General features: G+C 65.3%; 15 protein-coding genes and 1 tRNA gene. 11 read left to right on the forward strand and 5 right to left on the reverse strand.

All coding sequences use genetic code 11. The features are described 5' to 3' along the window. Positions 1–2: 2 nt before the first annotated feature. From NYR55_RS03260 to NYR55_RS03275, 4 genes are all read left to right on the forward strand, one after another. Positions 3–737, forward strand: coding sequence for an NYN domain-containing protein (locus NYR55_RS03260; protein WP_260019807.1), 735 nt, complete (start codon positions 3–5; stop codon positions 735–737). A gap of 17 nt (positions 738–754) precedes the next feature. Further along, a complete protein-coding gene (locus NYR55_RS03265) occupies positions 755–1,015 on the forward strand; it encodes an acylphosphatase (RefSeq protein WP_260019808.1) in 261 nt (86 codons plus the stop codon). Positions 1,016–1,108: 93 nt separating this feature from the next. Next, positions 1,109–2,593, forward strand: a complete 1,485-nt coding sequence (locus NYR55_RS03270) for a M48 family metalloprotease (protein ID WP_260019809.1) — start codon at positions 1,109–1,111, stop codon at positions 2,591–2,593. Between the two features lie 231 nt (positions 2,594–2,824). Next, complete coding sequence (locus NYR55_RS03275; RefSeq protein WP_260019810.1) at positions 2,825–3,985, forward strand: pyridoxal phosphate-dependent aminotransferase; 1,161 nt, start codon at positions 2,825–2,827, stop codon at positions 3,983–3,985. A gap of 25 nt (positions 3,986–4,010) precedes the next feature. Here the strand turns inward: NYR55_RS03275 and NYR55_RS03280 are convergent, their stop codons facing one another. Next, on the reverse strand, positions 4,011–4,457 hold the full coding sequence (locus NYR55_RS03280; RefSeq protein ID WP_347709652.1) for a ribose-phosphate pyrophosphokinase: 447 nt from the start codon (positions 4,455–4,457) through the stop codon (positions 4,011–4,013). A 4-nt stretch (positions 4,458–4,461) separates the two neighbouring features. Continuing rightward, positions 4,462–6,141: an energy-dependent translational throttle protein EttA gene (gene ettA / locus NYR55_RS03285; RefSeq protein ID WP_347709653.1), complete on the reverse strand. Its 1,680-nt coding sequence runs from the start codon at positions 6,139–6,141 to the stop codon at positions 4,462–4,464. A gap of 107 nt (positions 6,142–6,248) precedes the next feature. Here ettA and NYR55_RS03290 point away from each other — a divergent pair, with 107 nt between their 5' ends. Then, positions 6,249–7,619: a M20/M25/M40 family metallo-hydrolase gene (locus tag NYR55_RS03290; RefSeq protein ID WP_260019811.1), complete on the forward strand. Its 1,371-nt coding sequence runs from the start codon at positions 6,249–6,251 to the stop codon at positions 7,617–7,619. A gap of 136 nt (positions 7,620–7,755) precedes the next feature. Continuing rightward, entirely contained in the window at positions 7,756–7,965 is a 210-nt protein-coding gene (locus NYR55_RS03295; protein ID WP_260019812.1) for a hypothetical protein, read from the forward strand. A 244-nt stretch (positions 7,966–8,209) separates the two neighbouring features. Here the strand turns inward: NYR55_RS03295 and NYR55_RS03300 are convergent, their stop codons facing one another. Then, positions 8,210–10,462: a TonB-dependent receptor gene (locus NYR55_RS03300; RefSeq protein WP_260019813.1), complete on the reverse strand. Its 2,253-nt coding sequence runs from the start codon at positions 10,460–10,462 to the stop codon at positions 8,210–8,212. Positions 10,463–10,561: 99 nt separating this feature from the next. On the opposite strand from NYR55_RS03300, the gene NYR55_RS03305 reads away from it, so the two are divergent. After that, positions 10,562–11,596, forward strand: coding sequence for a phytase (locus NYR55_RS03305; RefSeq protein ID WP_260019814.1), 1,035 nt, complete (start codon positions 10,562–10,564; stop codon positions 11,594–11,596). A gap of 59 nt (positions 11,597–11,655) precedes the next feature. On the opposite strand, the gene NYR55_RS03310 is transcribed toward NYR55_RS03305, so the two are convergent. Continuing rightward, positions 11,656–14,298: a M14 family zinc carboxypeptidase gene (locus NYR55_RS03310; RefSeq protein ID WP_260019815.1), complete on the reverse strand. Its 2,643-nt coding sequence runs from the start codon at positions 14,296–14,298 to the stop codon at positions 11,656–11,658. Between the two features lie 146 nt (positions 14,299–14,444). On the opposite strand from NYR55_RS03310, the gene NYR55_RS03315 reads away from it, so the two are divergent. The 4 genes from NYR55_RS03315 (at position 14,445) to NYR55_RS03330 (ending at position 17,474) form a co-directional block, all read left to right on the forward strand. Further along, a tRNA-Gly gene (locus tag NYR55_RS03315) sits at positions 14,445–14,518 on the forward strand. 187 nt (positions 14,519–14,705) lie between these two features. Continuing rightward, on the forward strand, positions 14,706–15,911 hold the full coding sequence (locus tag NYR55_RS03320) for an integrase arm-type DNA-binding domain-containing protein (protein ID WP_260019816.1): 1,206 nt from the start codon (positions 14,706–14,708) through the stop codon (positions 15,909–15,911). Between the two features lie 487 nt (positions 15,912–16,398). After that, entirely contained in the window at positions 16,399–17,025 is a 627-nt protein-coding gene (locus tag NYR55_RS03325; protein ID WP_260019817.1) for a LuxR C-terminal-related transcriptional regulator, read from the forward strand. Continuing rightward, entirely contained in the window at positions 17,022–17,474 is a 453-nt protein-coding gene (locus tag NYR55_RS03330) for a VOC family protein (protein WP_260019818.1), read from the forward strand. The genes NYR55_RS03325 and NYR55_RS03330 overlap by 4 nt, the downstream gene beginning before the upstream one ends. 13 nt (positions 17,475–17,487) lie before the next feature. Here the strand turns inward: NYR55_RS03330 and NYR55_RS03335 are convergent, their stop codons facing one another. After that, positions 17,488–19,167: an alpha/beta hydrolase gene (locus NYR55_RS03335; protein ID WP_260019819.1), complete on the reverse strand. Its 1,680-nt coding sequence runs from the start codon at positions 19,165–19,167 to the stop codon at positions 17,488–17,490. Between the last annotated feature and the right edge of the window lie 17 nt (positions 19,168–19,184).

Consider the following 19,184-nt stretch of genomic DNA (forward strand, 5'->3'; position numbering starts at 1 on the left):
CCATGAGCACAGTGAACGGCAATGGCAGCGCATCCGGGGGCAATGTCGCGCTGCTGATCGATGCCGACAATGCCTCACCCAATTCGCTCGACCCGGTGCTCACCGTGCTGGCCGAGCTGGGCACGGTCAATATCCGCCGCGTCTATGGCAACTGGAAGAAACCGGCGCTGAAGGGGTGGCAGGACCAGTCGCTGCGCCACGGGCTGGAGCCGTATCAGCAGTTCGACATCACCAAGGGCAAGAACGCCACCGACATGCGGATGACGATCGATGCCATGGACCTGCTCCACCGCGGCCGCGTCACCGGGTTCGGCATCATGAGTTCGGACAGCGATTTCATGCCGCTGGCCATGCGCATCCGCCAGGACGGCCTGCCCGTCTATGGCTTTGGCACCGACCGGACGCCCGAGGGGTTCCGCGAGGCGTGTACCCGGTTCATCGACGTGACCGCGCTGACCGACAAGGATGGCAGCCCCGCCCCCGTCCATCCGGCAAAGGCCGCGCCGGTCGATGACGCGGAACTCATCAAATTGTTGATCGATGCCTATAATTCGGCCAAGCGCGACGAGCGCGGGTTTGCCAGCCTGACCGATGTCGGCCAGCGGGCCGGCAACCGGTCCAGTTTCGACACCCGCAATTTCGGCTATGCGCGGCTTTCCGATTTGATGGAGGCCGTCCCCAATTTCCAGATCGAGCGGCGCGATGGGGGCCGCGTGTTCGTGAAACGTGTAAGGTAGCAATGGCGACACAGCGAATGCTGGTAACGGGGCTGGTCCAGCGGGTCGGCTTCAGGGACTTTGTAGTGCGGATCGCGCGGCAGCACGGCCTGGTCGGCTGGGTGCGCAACCGTGCGGACGGCAGCGTGGAGATTCTGGCGACGGGCGACGATGCTGCGCTGGGCGTCCTGCTGGAGGCGTGCCGGGAGGGGCCGGGGCGTGGCCGGGTGGATCATGTCGAGGCCATTCCGGCCGAATATTCCGGCGAAAAGGGGTTCACCAAGCGACTGACCGCATGAGGCACCCATCGTCACGCCATGGGAACGATTGACGGTCACGACCATTTTGCCCTTCTAGTTTCGAGAAACATGAGGAAGGGGATCGCCATGTCCATGAGGCAGATGTTCACCGCCGGCACCGCCGTCGCCCTGATCGCGGCAGCCGCCGTTCCGGGTGCGGCGCAGACCCGGCCCGCCGGATCGCAGGTCGCGGCGGCCCAGCCGATCACGGCGGCGGAACGGCAGCAGGGGCAGCAGATCAGCCAGGAACTGATCCAGCAGTTCGGCGGCGCATGGACGGGGCCGCAGGTCCCCTATGTCACGCGGGTTGCGCGAACCATCGCCGTTCAGTCCGGCCTGTCAGCCTCCCCGTCGGATTTCACCGTCACGGTGCTGGACAGCCCGGTCGACAACGCCTTTGCGACGCCGGGCGGCTATATCTATGTCACGCGTGGCTTGCTGGCGCTGATGAACGACGAGGCGGAGCTGGCCGGGGTGCTGGGGCACGAGGTCGGCCATGTCGCCGCCCGCCATTCGCAGAGCCGCCAGCGGACGGCGACGCGCAATTCCATCCTGGGCGTGCTGGGCCAGGTCATTGTCGGCGCGGTTGCCGGTGACGGCCAGCTGGGCCAGTTCCTGAACCGCGGCATCAGCACCGGCGCACAGCTGGCGACGCTGGGCTATTCGCGGGGCCAGGAAACACAGGCCGACCAGCTGGGCGTCCGGTATCTGAACGGCGCGCGGCTGGATACCGACGCATTGTCGTCGATGCTGGCCAGCCTTGCCGCGCAAAACAGCCTGAATGGCCAGATCAGCGGCCAGACCCGGTCCGTCCCCGCCTTTGCCAGCACCCATCCGGAGCCGCAGGCGCGCGTGCGCACCGCGCTGAATGACGCGACCAAGGTTGGCGGCACGCAGTATCCGCGCAATCGCGACGCGTTCCTGACCGCCATCGACGGCCTGATGTACGGCGACAATCCGCGTCAGGGCGTGATTCAGGGCCGCGAGTTCCTGCACCCCGATCTGCGCATCGCCTTTACCGCGCCGCAGGGCTTTAGCATGTCGAACGGCACGCAGGCCGTGTCGATCACCGGCGGCAATGTGCAGGCGCAGTTCACCACCCGCGCCTTTACCGGCAATCTGGACAGCTATGCCCGCGCCGCGCTGGGCGACCTGTTGGGTCAGAACGGACAGGTGCCGCAGACGGCCGCACAGCGCACGACGGTGAACGGCACGCCCGCCGCCTATCTGACGGTGCGGGCCACGGCGGACAACCGCCAGCTGGACGTGACGATCTTTGCCTATCAGACCGCGCCGGACCGCGCGTTCCACTTTGCCATTCTGGCCCCGGCGGGTCAGGGCATTGGGGGGGCGAGCACGCTGGTCCAGTCGTTCCGCACGCTGACCGCGGCGCAGGCGGCTCAGATCAAGCCGCGCTACGTCCGCGTCGTCACCGTCCGCGCAAACGACACGGTGCAGTCGCTGGCCGGGCGGATGGCGTTCGACGAGTACAAGGTCGAACGGTTCCTGGTGCTGAACGGCCTGGCCAGCAACGCAGCGGTGCGGGCGGGCGACCGGGTCAAGATCGTCACCTACTGAACCGACAGGCGCGCCCGGCCGGGATGCAGGCGATGCACCCGATGCACCCGGCCGGGGATGCGCTTGTCATAATTGCATTTGCCCCTGCCCCCGCGCTGCAACATGATGGCGCCAGACGAGCCGCGTGCCGGATTTCCGGCGGAATAGAGCCTGTCGCCCCCGCATGAGTGACTGTCCCCGAAGCCGGTTCGGTTTCGGGCCAATGACATTTGACGGCAGATGGGGGTCTTCATGTTCGATATCGATGCCAAGCAGGATTTGATCGAGCGCGGTTATTCCCGCCGCGATCTGGGCCGGGTCCTTGCCCTGATGGGGGCCGGCGCGGCGCTGGGGCCATCGCTGGCCGCACCCGCATTCGCGCAGAGCCAGGCGGCCCGCGCCGTCGAGGGCGCGGTGCAGATCGGCGCCAACGAATGCTGGACCGGCCCGTTTCCGGAAGCAGCCGAGGCAGCGGCAAAGATCATTGCGATGGGCAACCGGTATGACCCCGCCAATGCGCGCGGACAGTTGATCCAGACGGTGGCGGCGGTCGACAAGGTGCCGGAAAGCCATATCCTCCCCTGGCCCGGTTCGGGCGATCCGCTGGTCCGGTCCGTCATTTCGTTCTGTTCGCCGGAAAAGGGGCTGGTGACCGCCGACCCGACGTTCGAGGCCGCATGGCGCGCCGCCGCCTGGCTGAAGGCGCCGCTGGCCCGGGTGCCGCTGCAGCCCGGCAAGGGCGCGGACGTGCGCGCGATGCTGGCCGCCAATCCCGATGCGGGCCTTTATTATGTCTGTTCGCCGAACAACCCGACCGGAACGGTGACGCCGATGGCGGACATCGAATGGCTGGCCGCGAACAAGCCCAAGGGGTCGGTGCTGCTGGTGGACGAGGCGTATATCCATTTCCATGACGGTCCGACCGCAGCGCCGCTGGCCGCCGCGCGGGATGACGTGATCGTCATGCGCACCTTTTCCAAGCTGTTCGGGATGGCGGGCATCCGGCTGGGCCTGACGCTGGCGCACCCCGATCTGCACAAGCGGATGATGCGTTATGACGGATTTCAGGTGTCGGGCGTGCTGCCGATCACGGCGCTGGCCTGTGGTTCGGCGGCCTATCCCATGGCGGACGCGATCAAGGCGCGGCGCGAGGAGATGAACGCGACGCGGGCAATGACCGTGGCGGCGCTGGAACAGCGCGGGATCGCGGTGCATGGCGGCAGTGCGGGCAACATGATCATGGTCGATTGGAAAACCCGGCCGGCCAAGGAAATGCAGGCCGCCCTGCTGGCGCAAAAGGTGCAGATCGGGCGCAACTGGGAAATCTGGCCCACGGTCAGCCGCGTGACGATCGGATCGCCCGCCGAAATGGCGGCGTTCATCGCGGCGGTGGACAAGGTGGCGAAGGCCTGACCATCCGGCCGGCCGGCCGGCGGGATCAGTCCTGCCGGCCGCGCCAGTAATCAAAGGCGCGTTGCTGCAGGGCGCGGACATGGGCCATCGCCTCCGGGCCGGTCCATGCCCCGGCATAGCCGCGCGCGTCGGATCCGGTCCACCACCCCTGCCCCGGCAAGCCGTCGCTTTCGCGCACGACCAGCACCGCCAGTGCCGGGCGCGCTGCGGCCAGTTCGTCGCGGTCGATGGCGTCGAGCGTGCGGCACAGCGCCCGCATCTTTGGCCGGGTGAAGCGCAGGCCAAGCTGGCCCAGCGCCTCCGAATAGCTGACCGCCCGCCCCTCCCGCGCCGCGGCGGTCAGGATCGCGCGGACACGGGGCACATCGGCAATGGCGCTGGCATCGCCGGAACCGGGGGTGGAGGCATCGGGCGCGAACCCCTCTGCCTCCAGCCATTCGGCAAGCGAGCCGTCGCGGCGCGCCCCGGCCATGGGATCAGCGCGTCAGCTTTTTATAGGCCAGCCGCGTCGGGCGATCGGCGGCATCGCCCAGGCGACGGCGCTTGTCTTCCTCATAGGCTTCGAAATTGCCCTCGAACCATTCGACATGGCTGTTGCCTTCGAACGCCAGGATGTGGGTGGCCAGACGGTCGAGGAAGAAGCGGTCGTGGCTGATGACCACGGCGCAACCGGCGAAATTCTCGATGGCTTCTTCCAGCGCGCCCAGCGTTTCGACGTCGAGATCGTTGGTCGGTTCGTCGAGCAGCAGCACGTTGCCGCCGCGCTTCAGCATCTTGGCGATGTTGACGCGGTTGCGCTCACCGCCGGACAGCTTGCCGACATTCTTCTGCTGATCCTGGCCCTTGAAGTTGAAGGCGCCGACATAGGCGCGCGTCGACTGATCGTGGCCGTTGACCTTCATGTAATCGAGACCGTCCGAGATTTCCTCCCAGACATTCTTTGACGGGTCGAGGTGATCGCGGCTCTGATCGACATAGCCGAGGCGGACGGTGGTGCCGATTTCGACCTTGCCGCTGTCGGGCTGTTCCTGGCCGGTGATCAGCTTGAACAGCGTGGACTTGCCCGCGCCGTTCGGGCCGATGACGCCGACGATGCCGCCCGCAGGCAGGGTGAAGGACAGGTTTTCGAACAACAGCTTGTCGCCATAGGCCTTGGAGACATTCTCCACCTCGATCACCTTGCCGCCCAGACGTTCCGGCACCTGAATGACGATCTGCGCCTTGCCGGGGGTGCGGTTTTCCTGAGCCTCGACCAGCTGTTCGAACTTGGCGATACGCGCCTTTGACTTGGTCTGCCGGCCCTTCACGCCGGCGCGGATCCATTCCAGCTCGTCCTTGATCGCCTTTTGCCGGCCGGTCGCCTCGCGGTCTTCCTGCTCAAGGCGCTTGGCCTTCTTTTCCAGATAGGTGGAATAATTGCCCTCGTACGGGAAATACTTGCCGCGGTCGATTTCGAGGATCCAGCCGACGACATTGTCCAGGAAATAGCGGTCGTGGGTGATCATCAGCACCGCGCCGGCATATTCCTTGAGGTGGTTTTCCAGCCAGTTGACGCTTTCGGCATCGAGGTGGTTGGTCGGTTCGTCGAGCAGCAGGATCGACGGTTTCTGAATCAGCAGCCGGGTCAGCGCGACACGGCGCTTTTCACCGCCGGACAGGTTTTCGACCGACCAGTCGCCGGGCGGGCAGCGCAGGGCCTCCATCGCCACCTCAAGCTGGTTGTCCAGCGTCCAGCCATCGACCGCGTCGATCTTTGCCTGAAGATCGCCCATCTCTTCCATCAGGGCGTCGAAATCGGTGTCGTCCTTTGGATCGCCCATTTCAGCGGAGATGGCGTTGAACCGCTCGACCAGATCGGCGGTTTCGCGCGCGCCGTCCTTGACGTTTTCCAGCACGGTCTTGTTCGGGTCGAGCTGCGGCTCCTGCTCCAGATAGCCGACGGTGATGTTTTCGCCCGGCCATGCCTCTCCGGTATAATCCTTGTCCACGCCGGCCATGATCTTCATCAGCGTCGATTTGCCGGCGCCGTTGGGGCCGACGATGCCGATTTTGGCACCCTGATAAAATTGCAGGTTGATGTTGGACAGCACCGGCTTTTGCGCGCCGGGGAAGGTCTTGGTCATGTCCTTCATCACAAAGGCGTATTGGGCGGCCACGTGGCGGTCTCCGTCAAAGAATATTCGGGGCAGGAAAAGGTCGCGCGCCATGTAGCGGCCGGGCGGGCCGTTGGCAAACGCATGGGTACGCTATAGCGTCGCCGTCCATGAAAACGATCCTGCTCGGCGCTGTCGCCGCCCTCGCCCTCTCCTTCCCCGCTTCGGCACAGACACTGGACGCAGCCGCGCTGCGCGATGCCGCGTTGAAGGACGAGATTGCTTATGACCTGACCGAGAGCCTGACGACCGAAGTCGGCCCCCGGCTTGCCGGAACGGCGGCAGAGGCGCGGGCGCGCGACTGGGCCGTGGCCAAGCTGTCCGCGCTGGGGTTCAGCAAGGTCCGCGCCGAACCGTTCCAGATGCCGGTATGGGTGCGCGGCGAGGAAAAGGCGTTCATCACCGCGCCCTTCCCCCAGCCGCTGGCCGTGGCCGCGCTGGGCAATTCGGGCAGCACCGGGGACAAGGGCGTCGAGGGCGAAATCGTGTTCTTTCCCACCTTGGCCGATTTGCAAGCCGCACCGGCCAGCGCGGTGAAGGGCAAGATCGTCTATGTCAGCCACGCCATGCGCGCGACGCAGGACGGATCGCATTACGGCGCCTTCGGCGGGGCGCGGCGGCAGGGGCCGGGCATCGCGTCGCAAAAGGGCGCGGCGGCGATCCTGATCCGGTCGATCGGCACCGATCATCATCGCAACCCGCACACCGGCGTCATGAACTTTCCCGACGGGGTCAAGCCGATCCCGGCGGGCGCGCTGGCCCTGCCCGATGCGGATCAGCTGGAACGCGTGCTGAAGCGCGGCAAGCCGGTTCGCGTCCGGCTGACCATGACGCCGCGCCAGACCGGAATGCACGAATCGGGCAACGTGATTGCCGAAGTGCCCGGCCGCGATCCGGCGGCGGGCATCGTGCTGGTCGCGTGCCACCTCGACAGCTGGGACCTTGGCACCGGCGCGTTCGATGACGGCGCGGGTTGCGGCATCGTGGCGGCGGCGGCCAAGCGCATCCTGGATGCGGGCGGCGCGCGGCGGACGATCCGCGTGCTGTTTGCCGGCGCAGAGGAAGTCGGTGTGTTCGGCGGCCGCGCCTATGGCGAAGCGCACAAGGGCGAGCGGCACGTGCTGGCCGCCGAATCCGATTTCGGTGCCGACCGCATCTGGAAATTCGATTCCAGCCTGAGCGGCACGGCCGCGCCGGTGGCCGACCGGCTGGCGGCTGCGCTGGCACCGCTGGGAATCACCCGCGGGCGTGAGTCGCGCCCCGGCGGCGGGGCCGATATCGGCGCGATCGCCCGGTCGAACAATGTCGCGATCATCGATCTGCAACAGGATGGCAGCCGTTATTTCGACCTACACCACACGCCGGACGATACGCTGGACAAGATCGACCCTGAGCAGTTGCGGCAAAATGTCGCCGCATGGACCGCAATGCTGGCCGTAACGGCCGATTCCGCAGAGGAAATTCCGGCTGTGACCCCCTGATTCGCGTGGGTTTCGTCGATTAAACCCCATGGCGACTATGAATTACCGATTGACGCAACCGCAGCGGACGTTATTGCCAAGGCTTCGCGACGGCATTCGGGCCGGCCGCGAATATGAATTGCTTGGGAGCATTCGAATGAAGAAGATCGTTCTTGTCGCTGCTGCCGCCGGCCTGATGACCCTGGCCGCGTGCACCTCGCCTGAAGCGCCGGAAGCCAACGTGGAAGACACGATGGGCAACATCGAGGCGATGGCGAACGACACCATGACCGAAATGGGCAACGAGATGGACGCCATGGGCAACTCCGTCGACAACGCCGTTGACGCCATGGGCAACGCCGGCTGATTTCAGCCAGTTGCTTCGCCGGTCGCAAGACCGGACGGATTAGGGAAAGGGCGCAGCCAGCGATGGCGGCGCCCTTTTTCGTTGCGGGTCGGGATGGCAGCGACCGGCGGCGCGCGATGGCGCGGGCAGCATCGGCCCCATGCCGCGGCATCCGAGACCAGGGTCCGGGGCGGCCGGAGGGGGGCAACAAAAACCCCTGCCCCCGGCATGAACCGGGAACAGGGGCATCACAGGATCGCAAGGGTCAGAAGGCGGCGCGCAGCGTCACCTGAAACAGCTGGCCGGAGCGTTCGCGCTCGATCTCATATTCATCCAGATCGCCGGCAGCGCGGTTGTCCAGGATCTCTTCGAACGAATCGCCGTCATATTTGCGGAAATCCTCTTTCTTGCGGCGATTGAGGATGTTCTGGACGGTGAAGCGCAGCACGAACTGGCCGCCCAGCCGCTTTTCGACAAACGCCTCCAGGTCCGGATCGTAGCGCAGGTCGACGACCTCATCGAAATTGGATTCGGTGGCCCGGCTGCGGCCCGAAATCGTCGCGCCAAAGCTGGCGTCGGCGGCACGCAGCGTCTGAATGAACCCGATATTGTACAGGTGATGCGGCTGGTTGTTGAACTGGCGCTTTTCCCCCGTGAACGGGTCGGTCGTGCGGCTGTCCAGATAGGTATAGTTGGCGAACAGGCCGGTATCGGGCAGGCCGATCACGTCGAGCGGGGCAGAGAAATCCGCCTCGAATCCCCAGGTCTGGCCATCGCCGATGTTGCGCGGCGTGAACAATTGGCCCAGCCCGTTCGACGAATCGCCGATCGCAACCAGTTCAGTGAGGTCGGAAATGTCGCGGTAGAAGAAGTTGACGCCGAAAATGCCGTTGCGGCCAAGCCGCCGTTCATAGCCGACATCCAGGCCCCAGGCGCTTTCGTTCAGCAGCGCGGGGTTGCCGATCGTCTCGTCATCATCGCCCGGCGATTCTTCCTGAAGATAGGGCGAGATGAGATTGTAGTTGGGCCGGCGCACCGTCCGCGCGACCGAGGCGCGGAACTGATCCGCATCGGTCGGCGCATAGCGCAGGTGGAGCGAGGGGTTGAGCTGATCGGTATCGTAATCGGCAACGTCGCCGTCCGCCGTCACGCTGCGCTTGGTGATTTCATAGCGCAGGCCGGCGTCGATGGTGAAATCCGATGACGGTTCGAACGTCAGGCGGACATAGGGGTCGTACCGGTCCTCCTTGACCTCAAACGGGAAATCATCGGCAATGAAATCGCCGACATTGCGGCCCGTCCGCTTCTTGAACAACAGATCGATACCCGTCTTCAGCTGAACCGGGGTGTCGTTGCCATAGCGGAGGAAGGCAGTGAAATTGAACTCGTCATCCTTGATGTCGAGCGTCTCTTCATCGTCCAGCTCGACATCGGTGAAATCATCTTCGTTGTCGCCCACGAACACCTGAACCGCCGTATCCTCGCGATAGGCCGACCAGCCGCCCGCAAGGCCGAGTTCCACCGCGCCCAGCGGGATCACCGCGTCGCTGGTGACGGAATAGGTCTGCTGATTAATGTCCTCTTCCTGAACCTCGACCTCGTCGAAATCCAGGTCGGCACCCTCGAACGTCGCGGATACCTCGCTTTCCTTGCGGTCGGTGTCGACAAAGAAGCCGCCGATGCGGAAGCGGCCGCCATCGCCGAAGCGATGGACGATTTCCGCGCTGCCCGACAGGTCGCTGCCGTCGCGGGTATCGTCCTGCGCCTCGAAATCGCTGAACTCCGGATCCTCGTTATACGGCTCGCCCGTCGTCGGTTCGTCGCCGAAGCGGAACGATACCTTGCGCTTTGGATTGCGGCGCTTCTGATAGTTGAGCGCGGCCCAGAAATCGGTGTCGGCACCCAGCCGGCCGGCATAGGCGATCGCGGCAGAGGGGCGCACGCCGCCATCGGCGTTGATGAGCGCCGCGGCCTTGACGAACCCGCCCTCGAACGCCGTCGATTCCTTGGTCACGATGTTCAGCGTGCCCGCCACGCCCTCGCTCGGCTGGTCGGCACGGGGGGCGCGGACAATCTCGATCCGCTCGACCAGTTCGGCCGGGATCCGGTCGACGAAGAAGCTGCGATCCGCCTCTCCGCCCGGCGCGCGGCGGCCGTTGATCAGCACCTGGGTAAAGCCGGGCGGCAGGCCGCGAAACTGCACCTGATCATATTCCAGCACGTCGGAGGTAAAGGTCGTGCCGGGCACCCGCTTCAGCATCTCGCCAACCGACACCGGTTCGAACCGCTGGAAATATTCCAGGTCATAGGCGAGCACGGGGTTGGGGTCGCTGGTCCGGTTGCGGAACACGATGTCGCCATTGACGATGATGTCGCTGGCGCGCGCGTCCTGATCCTGCGTTTCGGCGGTCGCCGTGCCGCTGTCCTGCGTTTCCCGCTGATCCTGCGCCGCCGCCGGCATGGCCATCAGGGCGATGGCGGCCAGACAGACGCCCCCCGCAAATTTCGAAACTGTCATAAAAATCCCCCTTTTGGCGACGTAGTGCGTCGCCGATCACCGTCTGGGGGGCCAAAGAGGACTTCGATGAAGCTAGCAGGACAAATCCGGGTCATTTCGATGACAGCCGCCGCTTTTCTGTCCGGATGCACGGGATGGCAGGGGGAAAAGCCGATGCCGCCATCGCCATTGCCAACGGTGGAGGTGCCAGCGGCGGCCGAAACCGTGCCGGTGGCGACGCCCAATGCCGATGCGGCGGACGACCCCGCGATCTTTGCACGGGCCGATGGCCGGCCCCTGTCTTTTGCGGGCAAGGCAGAGCCGGGCATCATCCTGGGCACCGACAAGAAGGCGGGGCTGTACGTCTATGCGCTGGGCGGCGGATCGCTGCAGTTCCTGCCCGACGGGCTGCTGAACAATGTCGACCTGCGTCCGGTGGGCGACGGGTTCATCGCGGGCGCATCGGACCGGGGCCGGATGGGCGTCGCGCTGTACCGCTATACCGGCAGCGGCCAGTTGACCCCGGCGGGGTTCATCAAATCGGACGTCATCGAACCCTATGGCTTTTGCATGGGCAGGCGCGGCGATGCGCTGCTCGCCGTGCTGATCGCCAAGGATGGGGAGACGCGGCAGTACCGGTTGAGCGATGACGGGACGACCGTGACCGGCGTCGAGGAAAAACGCTTTGCCGTCGGCACCCAGTCCGAGGGATGCGTGATCGATGATCGCACCGGCGCGCTGTATATCGGCGAGGAGATCGCCGGCCTGTGGCGCTATTCGGTGGACACGACCGATAGCGCACGGACGGCAGTGTCGATGATTGCCGACCAGCATTTCGTCGCCGATGTGGAGGGTCAGACGCTGATCCGCGAAGGGGGGCGCGCCTGGCTGATCGGATCGAGCCAGGGCGACAGCGCCTTTGCCGTATTCGCGCTGGAGGACGCCGGTCCCCGCTATGTCGGCCGGTTCCGCGTTGCTGCATCGGGCAGCGTGGACGGCGTCAGCGGCACAGACGGGCTGGACGCATGGAGCGGCCCCATTGGCAACTATCCGCAGGGACTGCTGGCCATTCAGGACGATATCAACACCGGCGGGCCGCAGAATTTCAAGCTGGTCGACTGGCGGGCCGTCAAGGCGGCGCTGGGCATCGAATGATGGTGTGGGGGGCGGGCCAGCACCCGCCCCACTTGTTTCCCCGCACAGGCGGGCGACGGTCAGCGCGCCGTGCCCGCCTCTACCCGCGCAGGGGCCAGCAGCACGGCATTGGCGACCAGCAGATCGAGGCCGCCAAGATAGCCGCGCGTCACCGGGCTTTGCGAAAAGGCGACGACCAGGCCCTGGCCCCGCGCCTCGCTCATCAGGAACGGCTTGTACGCCAGCTGAAGCCGGTTTTCCTCCCACAGATAGCCGCTTGCGACCAGCGTGTCGGCGGGTTTGAACCGGAACACATTGACCCCGTTCGCGGCATTCAGCGGTTTATAGATGGCGGCACCGGTGACCAGCGCCGTCGCCCCGGTATCGGCATAGCCGGATGCCAGCCAGTGATCGGGATCGGCATCGACGCGGACCAGCGTGCCGGGCACCTCGTCCGGCGACGCCTTCGGATCGGCGATCATCCGCTGATAGGCATCGTCGCCCGCGATGCGCGTCCCGGCCTTTGGATCGGCCGGCTTTTCCTTGTCCTCCGGCTGGAATGCCTGTTCGGCGGTGGTGGCCAGCAGCTTCAGGCTGTCCCCGGCCAGCGCCTCTGTGGCCGAACCCAGCGCCACGACCACGCCGCCCTGTTCGACGAACGCCTTGATCGCCGCCGCTCCGCGCCCGCCCAGCGCGCCGCCGAACCGGCCGGTGGTTTCGGGCAGCAGCAACACGTCGTAATCCGTCAGCCTGGCTCCACCCAGCGTGCGCACCCGAATGGGCGCGACGGCCAGGCCCAGCTTGCGTTCCAGGACATAGCGCGCGGCCCCCGCCTCACCCCCGTCCGTGCCCTCGTCCCACGCCATGGCGATCTTGGGCAGTTTCAGCCGGGCAAAGGCGTCACTGCCGAAATTCGGCCCTTCGTCCACCCAGCTGCTGGTCAGCGTCGCGACCTCTGCACCATGCTGCTGCGCCAGCGTTGCCAGGCGCTGGGGCAGGTCCGCCGGGTTGCCCTTGACCGGGAACACCACGGTCCCCTTGCCATAACGGCGCCCCTGAACCACGAAGGGTTCGTCCGTCACCGATCCGGTCAGGCCATCGCGCAGCGCGGCAATGACGAACCGCGCCTGTCCTGCATCCGACCAGGGCACGGCATAGCCAAAGCCCTCGCCAATCTCCGCCTTGGCAGGCGGCGGGCCGTCGGCCGCAACAGGCGACAGCGATGCGCCGCCGATGGTGCCGCACCGGCCGGCCGTAATCCCCTCCATCAACGGCAGCGTCCATGCCGTGACATCGTACAGCATATGGGGCAGCCCCGCCTTTCGCCGCCGCTCCTGCTCCGCCATGAACTTTTGTGGCAGGGCGACGTCGGGATCGAGCAGCGCCCGGATCAGGCGGCCATTGGGCTGCGCCTTGTCGATAATCAGCGCGCCGTCGGGATAACTGCGCCCGCACAGCGTGCCCGGCGCCATCCGCCTGACGGCAATCCCCTGTCCCGCCAGGGTCGCGGCCAGCCGTTCCGCCTGGCCCCGCCGCACGCTGCGGTCGATCACGACATAGCGGTCGGACGCGCGCTCGCCCTCCACCACCGCCGACCGGCGGAAATCGGCATAGTCGCTGAGGATTCGCTCGCGCCCATTGGCCAGTGTTTCCAGCGTCGACAGAGCGGCGATGAAATTGTTGAACGTGCCGTCGCGATAGGTCAGCGTATCGCCATTGCGGCGGGTAAAGGTCAGGCCGCGCGGCGACCCCTGTTCGAAGGTGGAGGCGATGCTGCCGTTCAGCGTCGGCCACATGTCGCCGTAGCCGGGGTAGAAGGCGTCATACACCTCCCGCGTGAAATAGGGGATGCCGTACCGGTCGAACCACGCGCCCCGCCCCTTGCCGAATTCGATCTGCGCCTGATTCTGGCGCGGGGTGATCAGGGGGTTCACCGGATCGGCGGGCGGCCCGAAATAATAGCTGTCGTCGCCGCTCATCTCGTGCGAATCGACGAACACCGCCGGGTTCCATTCCCGGAACGCGGCCAGCCGCCCGCGCGTTTCCGGCTGCGTCGCGGCAAACCAGTCGCGGTTCATGTCGAACAGATAATGGTTGGTGCGCCCGCCGGGCCAGGGTTCGTCATGTTCGGCGGTGTATCGGTCGCCCTGCGCCTCCAGCCCCATGGCGGATTCGAAATTATTGACGAAGCGGGCGCGGCCGTCCGGGTTCTGGCTGGGGTCGATGATGACGACGGTTTCGGCCAGGATCCGGTCGACCAGCGCATCGCCGCGCGCCGCAAGCAGATGGTGGGCCAGCGCCAGCGCGCTTTCGGGCGGCGTGATCTCGTTCCCGTGGATGCCCGCGCCATACCAGGCGACGGCCGGCGTGCGGGCAAGGATCGCGGCGCGTTCCGCCGGGGCCAGCGCCCGCCCCTCCGCCAGCCGCGCGGTATCCGCCTTGATCGCGTCCAGCCGGGCGATGTTCGCCGCGCTGCCGATGACCAGATAGACGAGCGGCCGCCCCTCCCAGCTGCGGGCATAGGTGACCAGGCGCGTGCGGTCCGGCGTGGCGGCGGCCAGCGCCTCCAGATAGCGGACCAGATCCTCCGGCCGGGTGATCCGTGCGCCCGTGGCATGGCCAACCACGGTTTCCAGCGTCGGCACCGCGCTGTCATATTCCGCCTTGATCAACCCCTCTGCCGCGACCGGCGCCGCGCCACCCGCCACCAGCAGGACCGCCATCGTCGTTCCCAGCAAATCCCGCACGAATTTCCGCATCTTGCCCCCGGCCATGAAGTGAATGACCCTTGCTAACGCATGGCACGACGGGCGCAACGGCCAACGGACCGTTGACGCGCGCAGCCGGATGTAGCAACGACGCCCTGCACGCGGGTGTAGCTCAATGGTAGAGCAGAAGCTTCCCAAGCTTAAGACGGGGGTTCGATTCCCCTCACCCGCTCCAATTCCCTGTCCAGCGCCGTCCGTCCTGAGCTAGACAACCCCCAGAAATCTGCGGTATTTAATGGCTCAGAGGCCATGCCTGTCCACCGTCGTTCAGCCCCAGTCGTGAGTTACTGGGGGTACGATTGGGGGAAGCCAAAACAGGCTGGGGGTATGGCACGTCACCCTGGGGGGTACGGAGAGCCATCATGGCATTGACCGACTTTGCAGTCCGGCATGCGAAGCCTGCAGTGAAGCAGTATAAACTGGCGGATGGCGCTGGCCTCTATCTGCTGGTCACACCGGCGGGCGGGAAGCTCTGGCGGCTGAAATATCGGCATTCCGGCAAGGAGAAGCTGCTGGCCTTCGGTGCCTATCCGGAAGTGACCCTTGCCGAAGCGCGCAAGCGCCGCGATGTTGCCCGCGAGCAGCTTGCAGCAAACAAGGACCCGTCCAGGGAAAAGCAGCGGGCCAAGGTCCGCGAGCGGTCGGAGGCGAAGAACACCTTCGCCTCCGTCTCTGCCGAATACTGTGCCAAGCGAAAGGCGGATGGCCAGGGCGGCTGGTCCCCTGCCACAGCCAAGCGCAGCGAGTATCTGCTGTCATGCCTGAACGGTGCCTTGGGCAGCCTGCCGATCGGGGAGATCGAGCCCGGTGATGTTCTGGCAGCCGTCCGCAGAATCGAATCAAAGGGAACTCTCGAGAGCGCCCGCCGGACATTGCAGCTGGCCGGCATGGTGTTTCGGTATGCGGTGGCGACCGCGCGGCTGGCCTCGGATCCGACGCGTGACCTTCGAGGCGCACTCGCGACACCTAAGGTGACGCACTATGCGGCGATCCTGGAACCTACAAAGGTTGGCGAACTGCTGCTGGCGATCGACGGCTATGAGAGCATGGGGCTTACCCGCCTTGCCCTCAAGCTTGCGCCTCATGTGTTTGTGCGCCCGGGCGAGCTTCGCCACGCTCGGTGGGAAGAGATCGATTTGGACGGTGCACTGTGGACCATCCCTGCCGAGAAGATGAAGATGCGGAAAATCCACCGCGTTCCGCTTTCACACCAATCGGTGGCAATCCTAAAGGAGGTTTGCTCGATCACTGGCCCGGCCGGCTATGTCTTCCCGTCGGTCCGGACACGCGCCCGTCCAATGAGTGAGAACACCTTGAACGCAGGTCTAAGGCGGCTCGGCTACACGACCGACGAAATGACCGCACACGGGTTTCGCGCCATGGCTGCCACGCTGCTCAATGAGAGTGGCAAATGGCACCCGGATGCCATCGAACGGGCGCTCGCCCATGGCGATACCGACAAGGTGCGGGCTGCATACACCCGAGGAGCACATTGGAACGAACGAGTAGCTATGGCGCAATGGTGGTCGGACTATCTGGACAGCCTCCGGGCGAAGGCTGCTGGCTGAGTTAATGGGAGCAAGTGTGCTGTAGGCAATGGCTGAAATTGGGCCGGTAGCGGGCGGGCAGCTTTCAGGAATTCGAAGCGCGAAAGCTGCCTTCACCGGCCAGAGACGGCGCGTCGGCTCCCGACCCATACCCCGTCGTTCACGGACCCCTGATCGAACGTCTGGTTTTCCCAGAATCCGCCATTCCGCTTTTGGGATCGCTGATCGGTCCAGCTCATGGCCGATTGTGGGTGGGGAGCGGAATGGCACCTTTCGTTAGACTCCGGTCCCTAACTTGCTGATCGGGTCGGCGACCTTGAGTCAATCAGCGTGCCATCTGGGATCGAGGAATCAGAAAGTCCCAAGCCGAGTCGTTGCCAACCCATAGCTCAGCGCACCGAGACCGCCGACTTGTGCTACTTGCAGTTGGAAAGCGCTGTCGCGCCGCGAAGCGTCCGGCTCGTGATCGGGTAGCGTAATTCACCTTCGAAGCAGCTATCACCGCGCAATGACCAGGCGCGGCAGGCCTCCCCATCCAGACATCCTCACGCCAGCCGAGTGGCGGGTTGTCGAAGGCGTGCGCCACGGATTGACCAATCCTGCAATCGCCGCACGCTGCAATATTTCTCTCGACGCTGTGAAATTCCATGTCAGCAGCGCCCTCGGCAAGCTCGGACTGGATTCGCGTCAGGACTTGCAGCAATGGTCCGGTGTCCGCGCCGACAGCGCCCTGGCAAGGGCCAGCCATGCGGATCGACCGCCAGCCTGGTCGCTGGGGCAGATATCCCGGACGACGCGCGATCTTCCAGCGATGGCTGATTGGCTGCGCGATATCGTTGGACTGCCAGAGATCATGCGGTTTGAAACCGCCGCCTTCTTCGATTGCGGCGGTGTCAGGCTCTATCTGTCGGCGGGCGATCCGGCGCACAATTCGCTGGTGTACTTCCGGGTTGAAGACATCGCGGCCGAGTTGGAGGCGCTGCGCCGGAAGGGCGTCACGATCAGGAGCGCGCCGCATCGCATCCACGTCCATGGCGATGGTACTGAGGAATGGATGGCCTTTTTCGATGACCCGGACGGCACCCCGTTTGGCTTGATGAGCGTCATCCGTGGTGAGGAAGGAGAGGGGACATGAAGGTCTGGATGGCTTTGCCGTTTTTGCTGGCCAGTGTGCCGGATATGGCCACAGCCGAGGATATGGCCGCCCCGGTGCTGAGCGAGGCCCGCTTCGAGCAGGTTGCGCTTACCGTTACCGATCTTGATGCGGCACGCACCTTTTACCGGGATCGCCTTGGGCTGCGGCTGATGTTCGAAGCGAACGCCATGCTGTTCTTCGATGTCGGCGGAACGCGGCTGATGATTGCCAGCGATGAGGCGCGGCAGCGGCCGGCGCGGCCCAGCGGCATTCTGTATTTTCATGTCGAGGATTTTGCGGCTGCGCTTGTTCGCCTGCAAGCCACCCGGGCGACCTTGGTGGGGGGCGTGGAAACCGTCCAGTCCACGGCGGCCGGGTCACTCAGGCTCCAGCAATTCGAGGATGCCGACGGCAACATGCTTGCGATCATGGGCTTTGTGCCGCGCTGATCGCAGGTCCTGGTCAGGTTCCCCGAGCGAATTCACGCAACGTCGAAAACACCTCGGGGCTGAAGCGGTCGACGTTCCCCAAGCCTGCCTGGCACACATCCGAGGCCAACAGACCCAGATGCTGCGCTCCCGGCACGATCCGGACGGTTGCGTTCGAGCCGCGCAAACGCCGTGCGGCCCGCGACGTAGGGGTGGCATCGTCCAATGTGCCGAACAGCGTCATGGCCCGGCCTTCGTACCGCCGCCAGACGGGGAGCGGATCATAGTCGGTGGCCAGCACATTGAACCAGGCCCCGTCGGTGCGATCCACGCTGCGGCTCGCCGGGAAAAGCCAATCCGCTATTGCGGGCACGGCCTGCGCGCGTGTCGTGAGCTTGTCCAGTGCCGGGGCTTTCGCCGGCTGGGTCAGAAAATCGAAGAACGCTGCCTGCTGGGCCAATGCCAACCGCCGATCAGTCGCAGCGATGCCCGCACAGCGCATCTGCACGTCGGTGTTGTAGAGGTTCTGCTCACGCACCGTGATCGCCGAACCCGCCGCGCCGAGCAGCAGAACATCGCTGGGCCGGGCACCAAGCTCGATCGCGCGAGCCGCGACCCAGCCAGCCTGACTGCTACCCGCCAACCCGATCCGGCTCGGGTCAATTGTGCTGCGCGAGCGCAAATACTGCATCGCCGCCGTCGCGTCTTCGGCCAGGACATCAAACCCCGCCCGGTCCCCGTCCCCATCCGAGCCACCGCTGCCGCGCTTGTCAAAAGCGAGAACAGCCCGCCCTTCTGCGGCCAGCGCATCGGCCATCACCGCGATGATCGATGCATAGCCGTCGCGATCCTGAGGCCCTGAGCCATGGATCATCACGGTCGCTGCCAACCGCGCATCCGGGGAGATGGGGCTGTACAGCGTGCCGGTCAGACGTGTGCCGTCAGCGCTGGTGAAGGTAACGTCCTGTGTCCGGTAGCTGTCGGCCCGAACCGCAGTGACTGTCGTGCCGTCGTTGTCTGTCATGCTGAGCGACGGGCTCGCGCCATCGGTGAAAGGCGCAAAGCGGAATCTGCTGACGACGGCCGGATCGACCACCCGGCTTCCCGCGGTCCATTCCCGACCGCTGACTCGGGTCAGCCCGCGCCATTGCTGTGTGCAGGTGTTGCGCACGAACAGGCGGGTGATGGAACGGGTAACGACCAGAATGCAGCCGTCAGGCAAGCGATAGCGCCCGGCCATGGCGGCGTAATATCCGCGATCCAGATCCTCCAGATCCGCCGCAAACCGCACCGGGCCGTCCGCCTCTTCAAACTCGTCGCGGGTCGCGCTGCGGCTTTCGTCAAAGGTGAAGCGACCGTCGGGGCCGACCGTCGCCGTAAAGCGGCCATAAGCTCGGCGACTGCGACCCACGGTCAGCCTGTAGAGACCTCGCACGGTGCTGCCATCGTGGTCCGTGATACGAAAATTGAGGTCGAGCGCATCGGCAGCGTCAAGGCTCCTGAACAGACTGGCGAAGCTCGCCTCGATAGCCGCGCTGCCCCGATAGCTTTCGTCCGGCGTGCCATCGTAGCGATAGTGAACTTCGGCGTTATCATCATAAGCAGCTGCGGCCTGCGCATGATCGCGGCGAGCATAGGCGTCACGCAGAATGGCAAAAGGATCAGGCGTTGCTGCGGATTGTGTCGCCAAAGACAAAAGCAGAGCAGCCAGCATCGGAACACCTCGAACTG

The sequence above is a fragment of the Sphingomonas sp. BGYR3 genome, from assembly GCF_025153455.1.
Lineage (GTDB): Bacteria > Pseudomonadota > Alphaproteobacteria > Sphingomonadales > Sphingomonadaceae > Sphingomonas.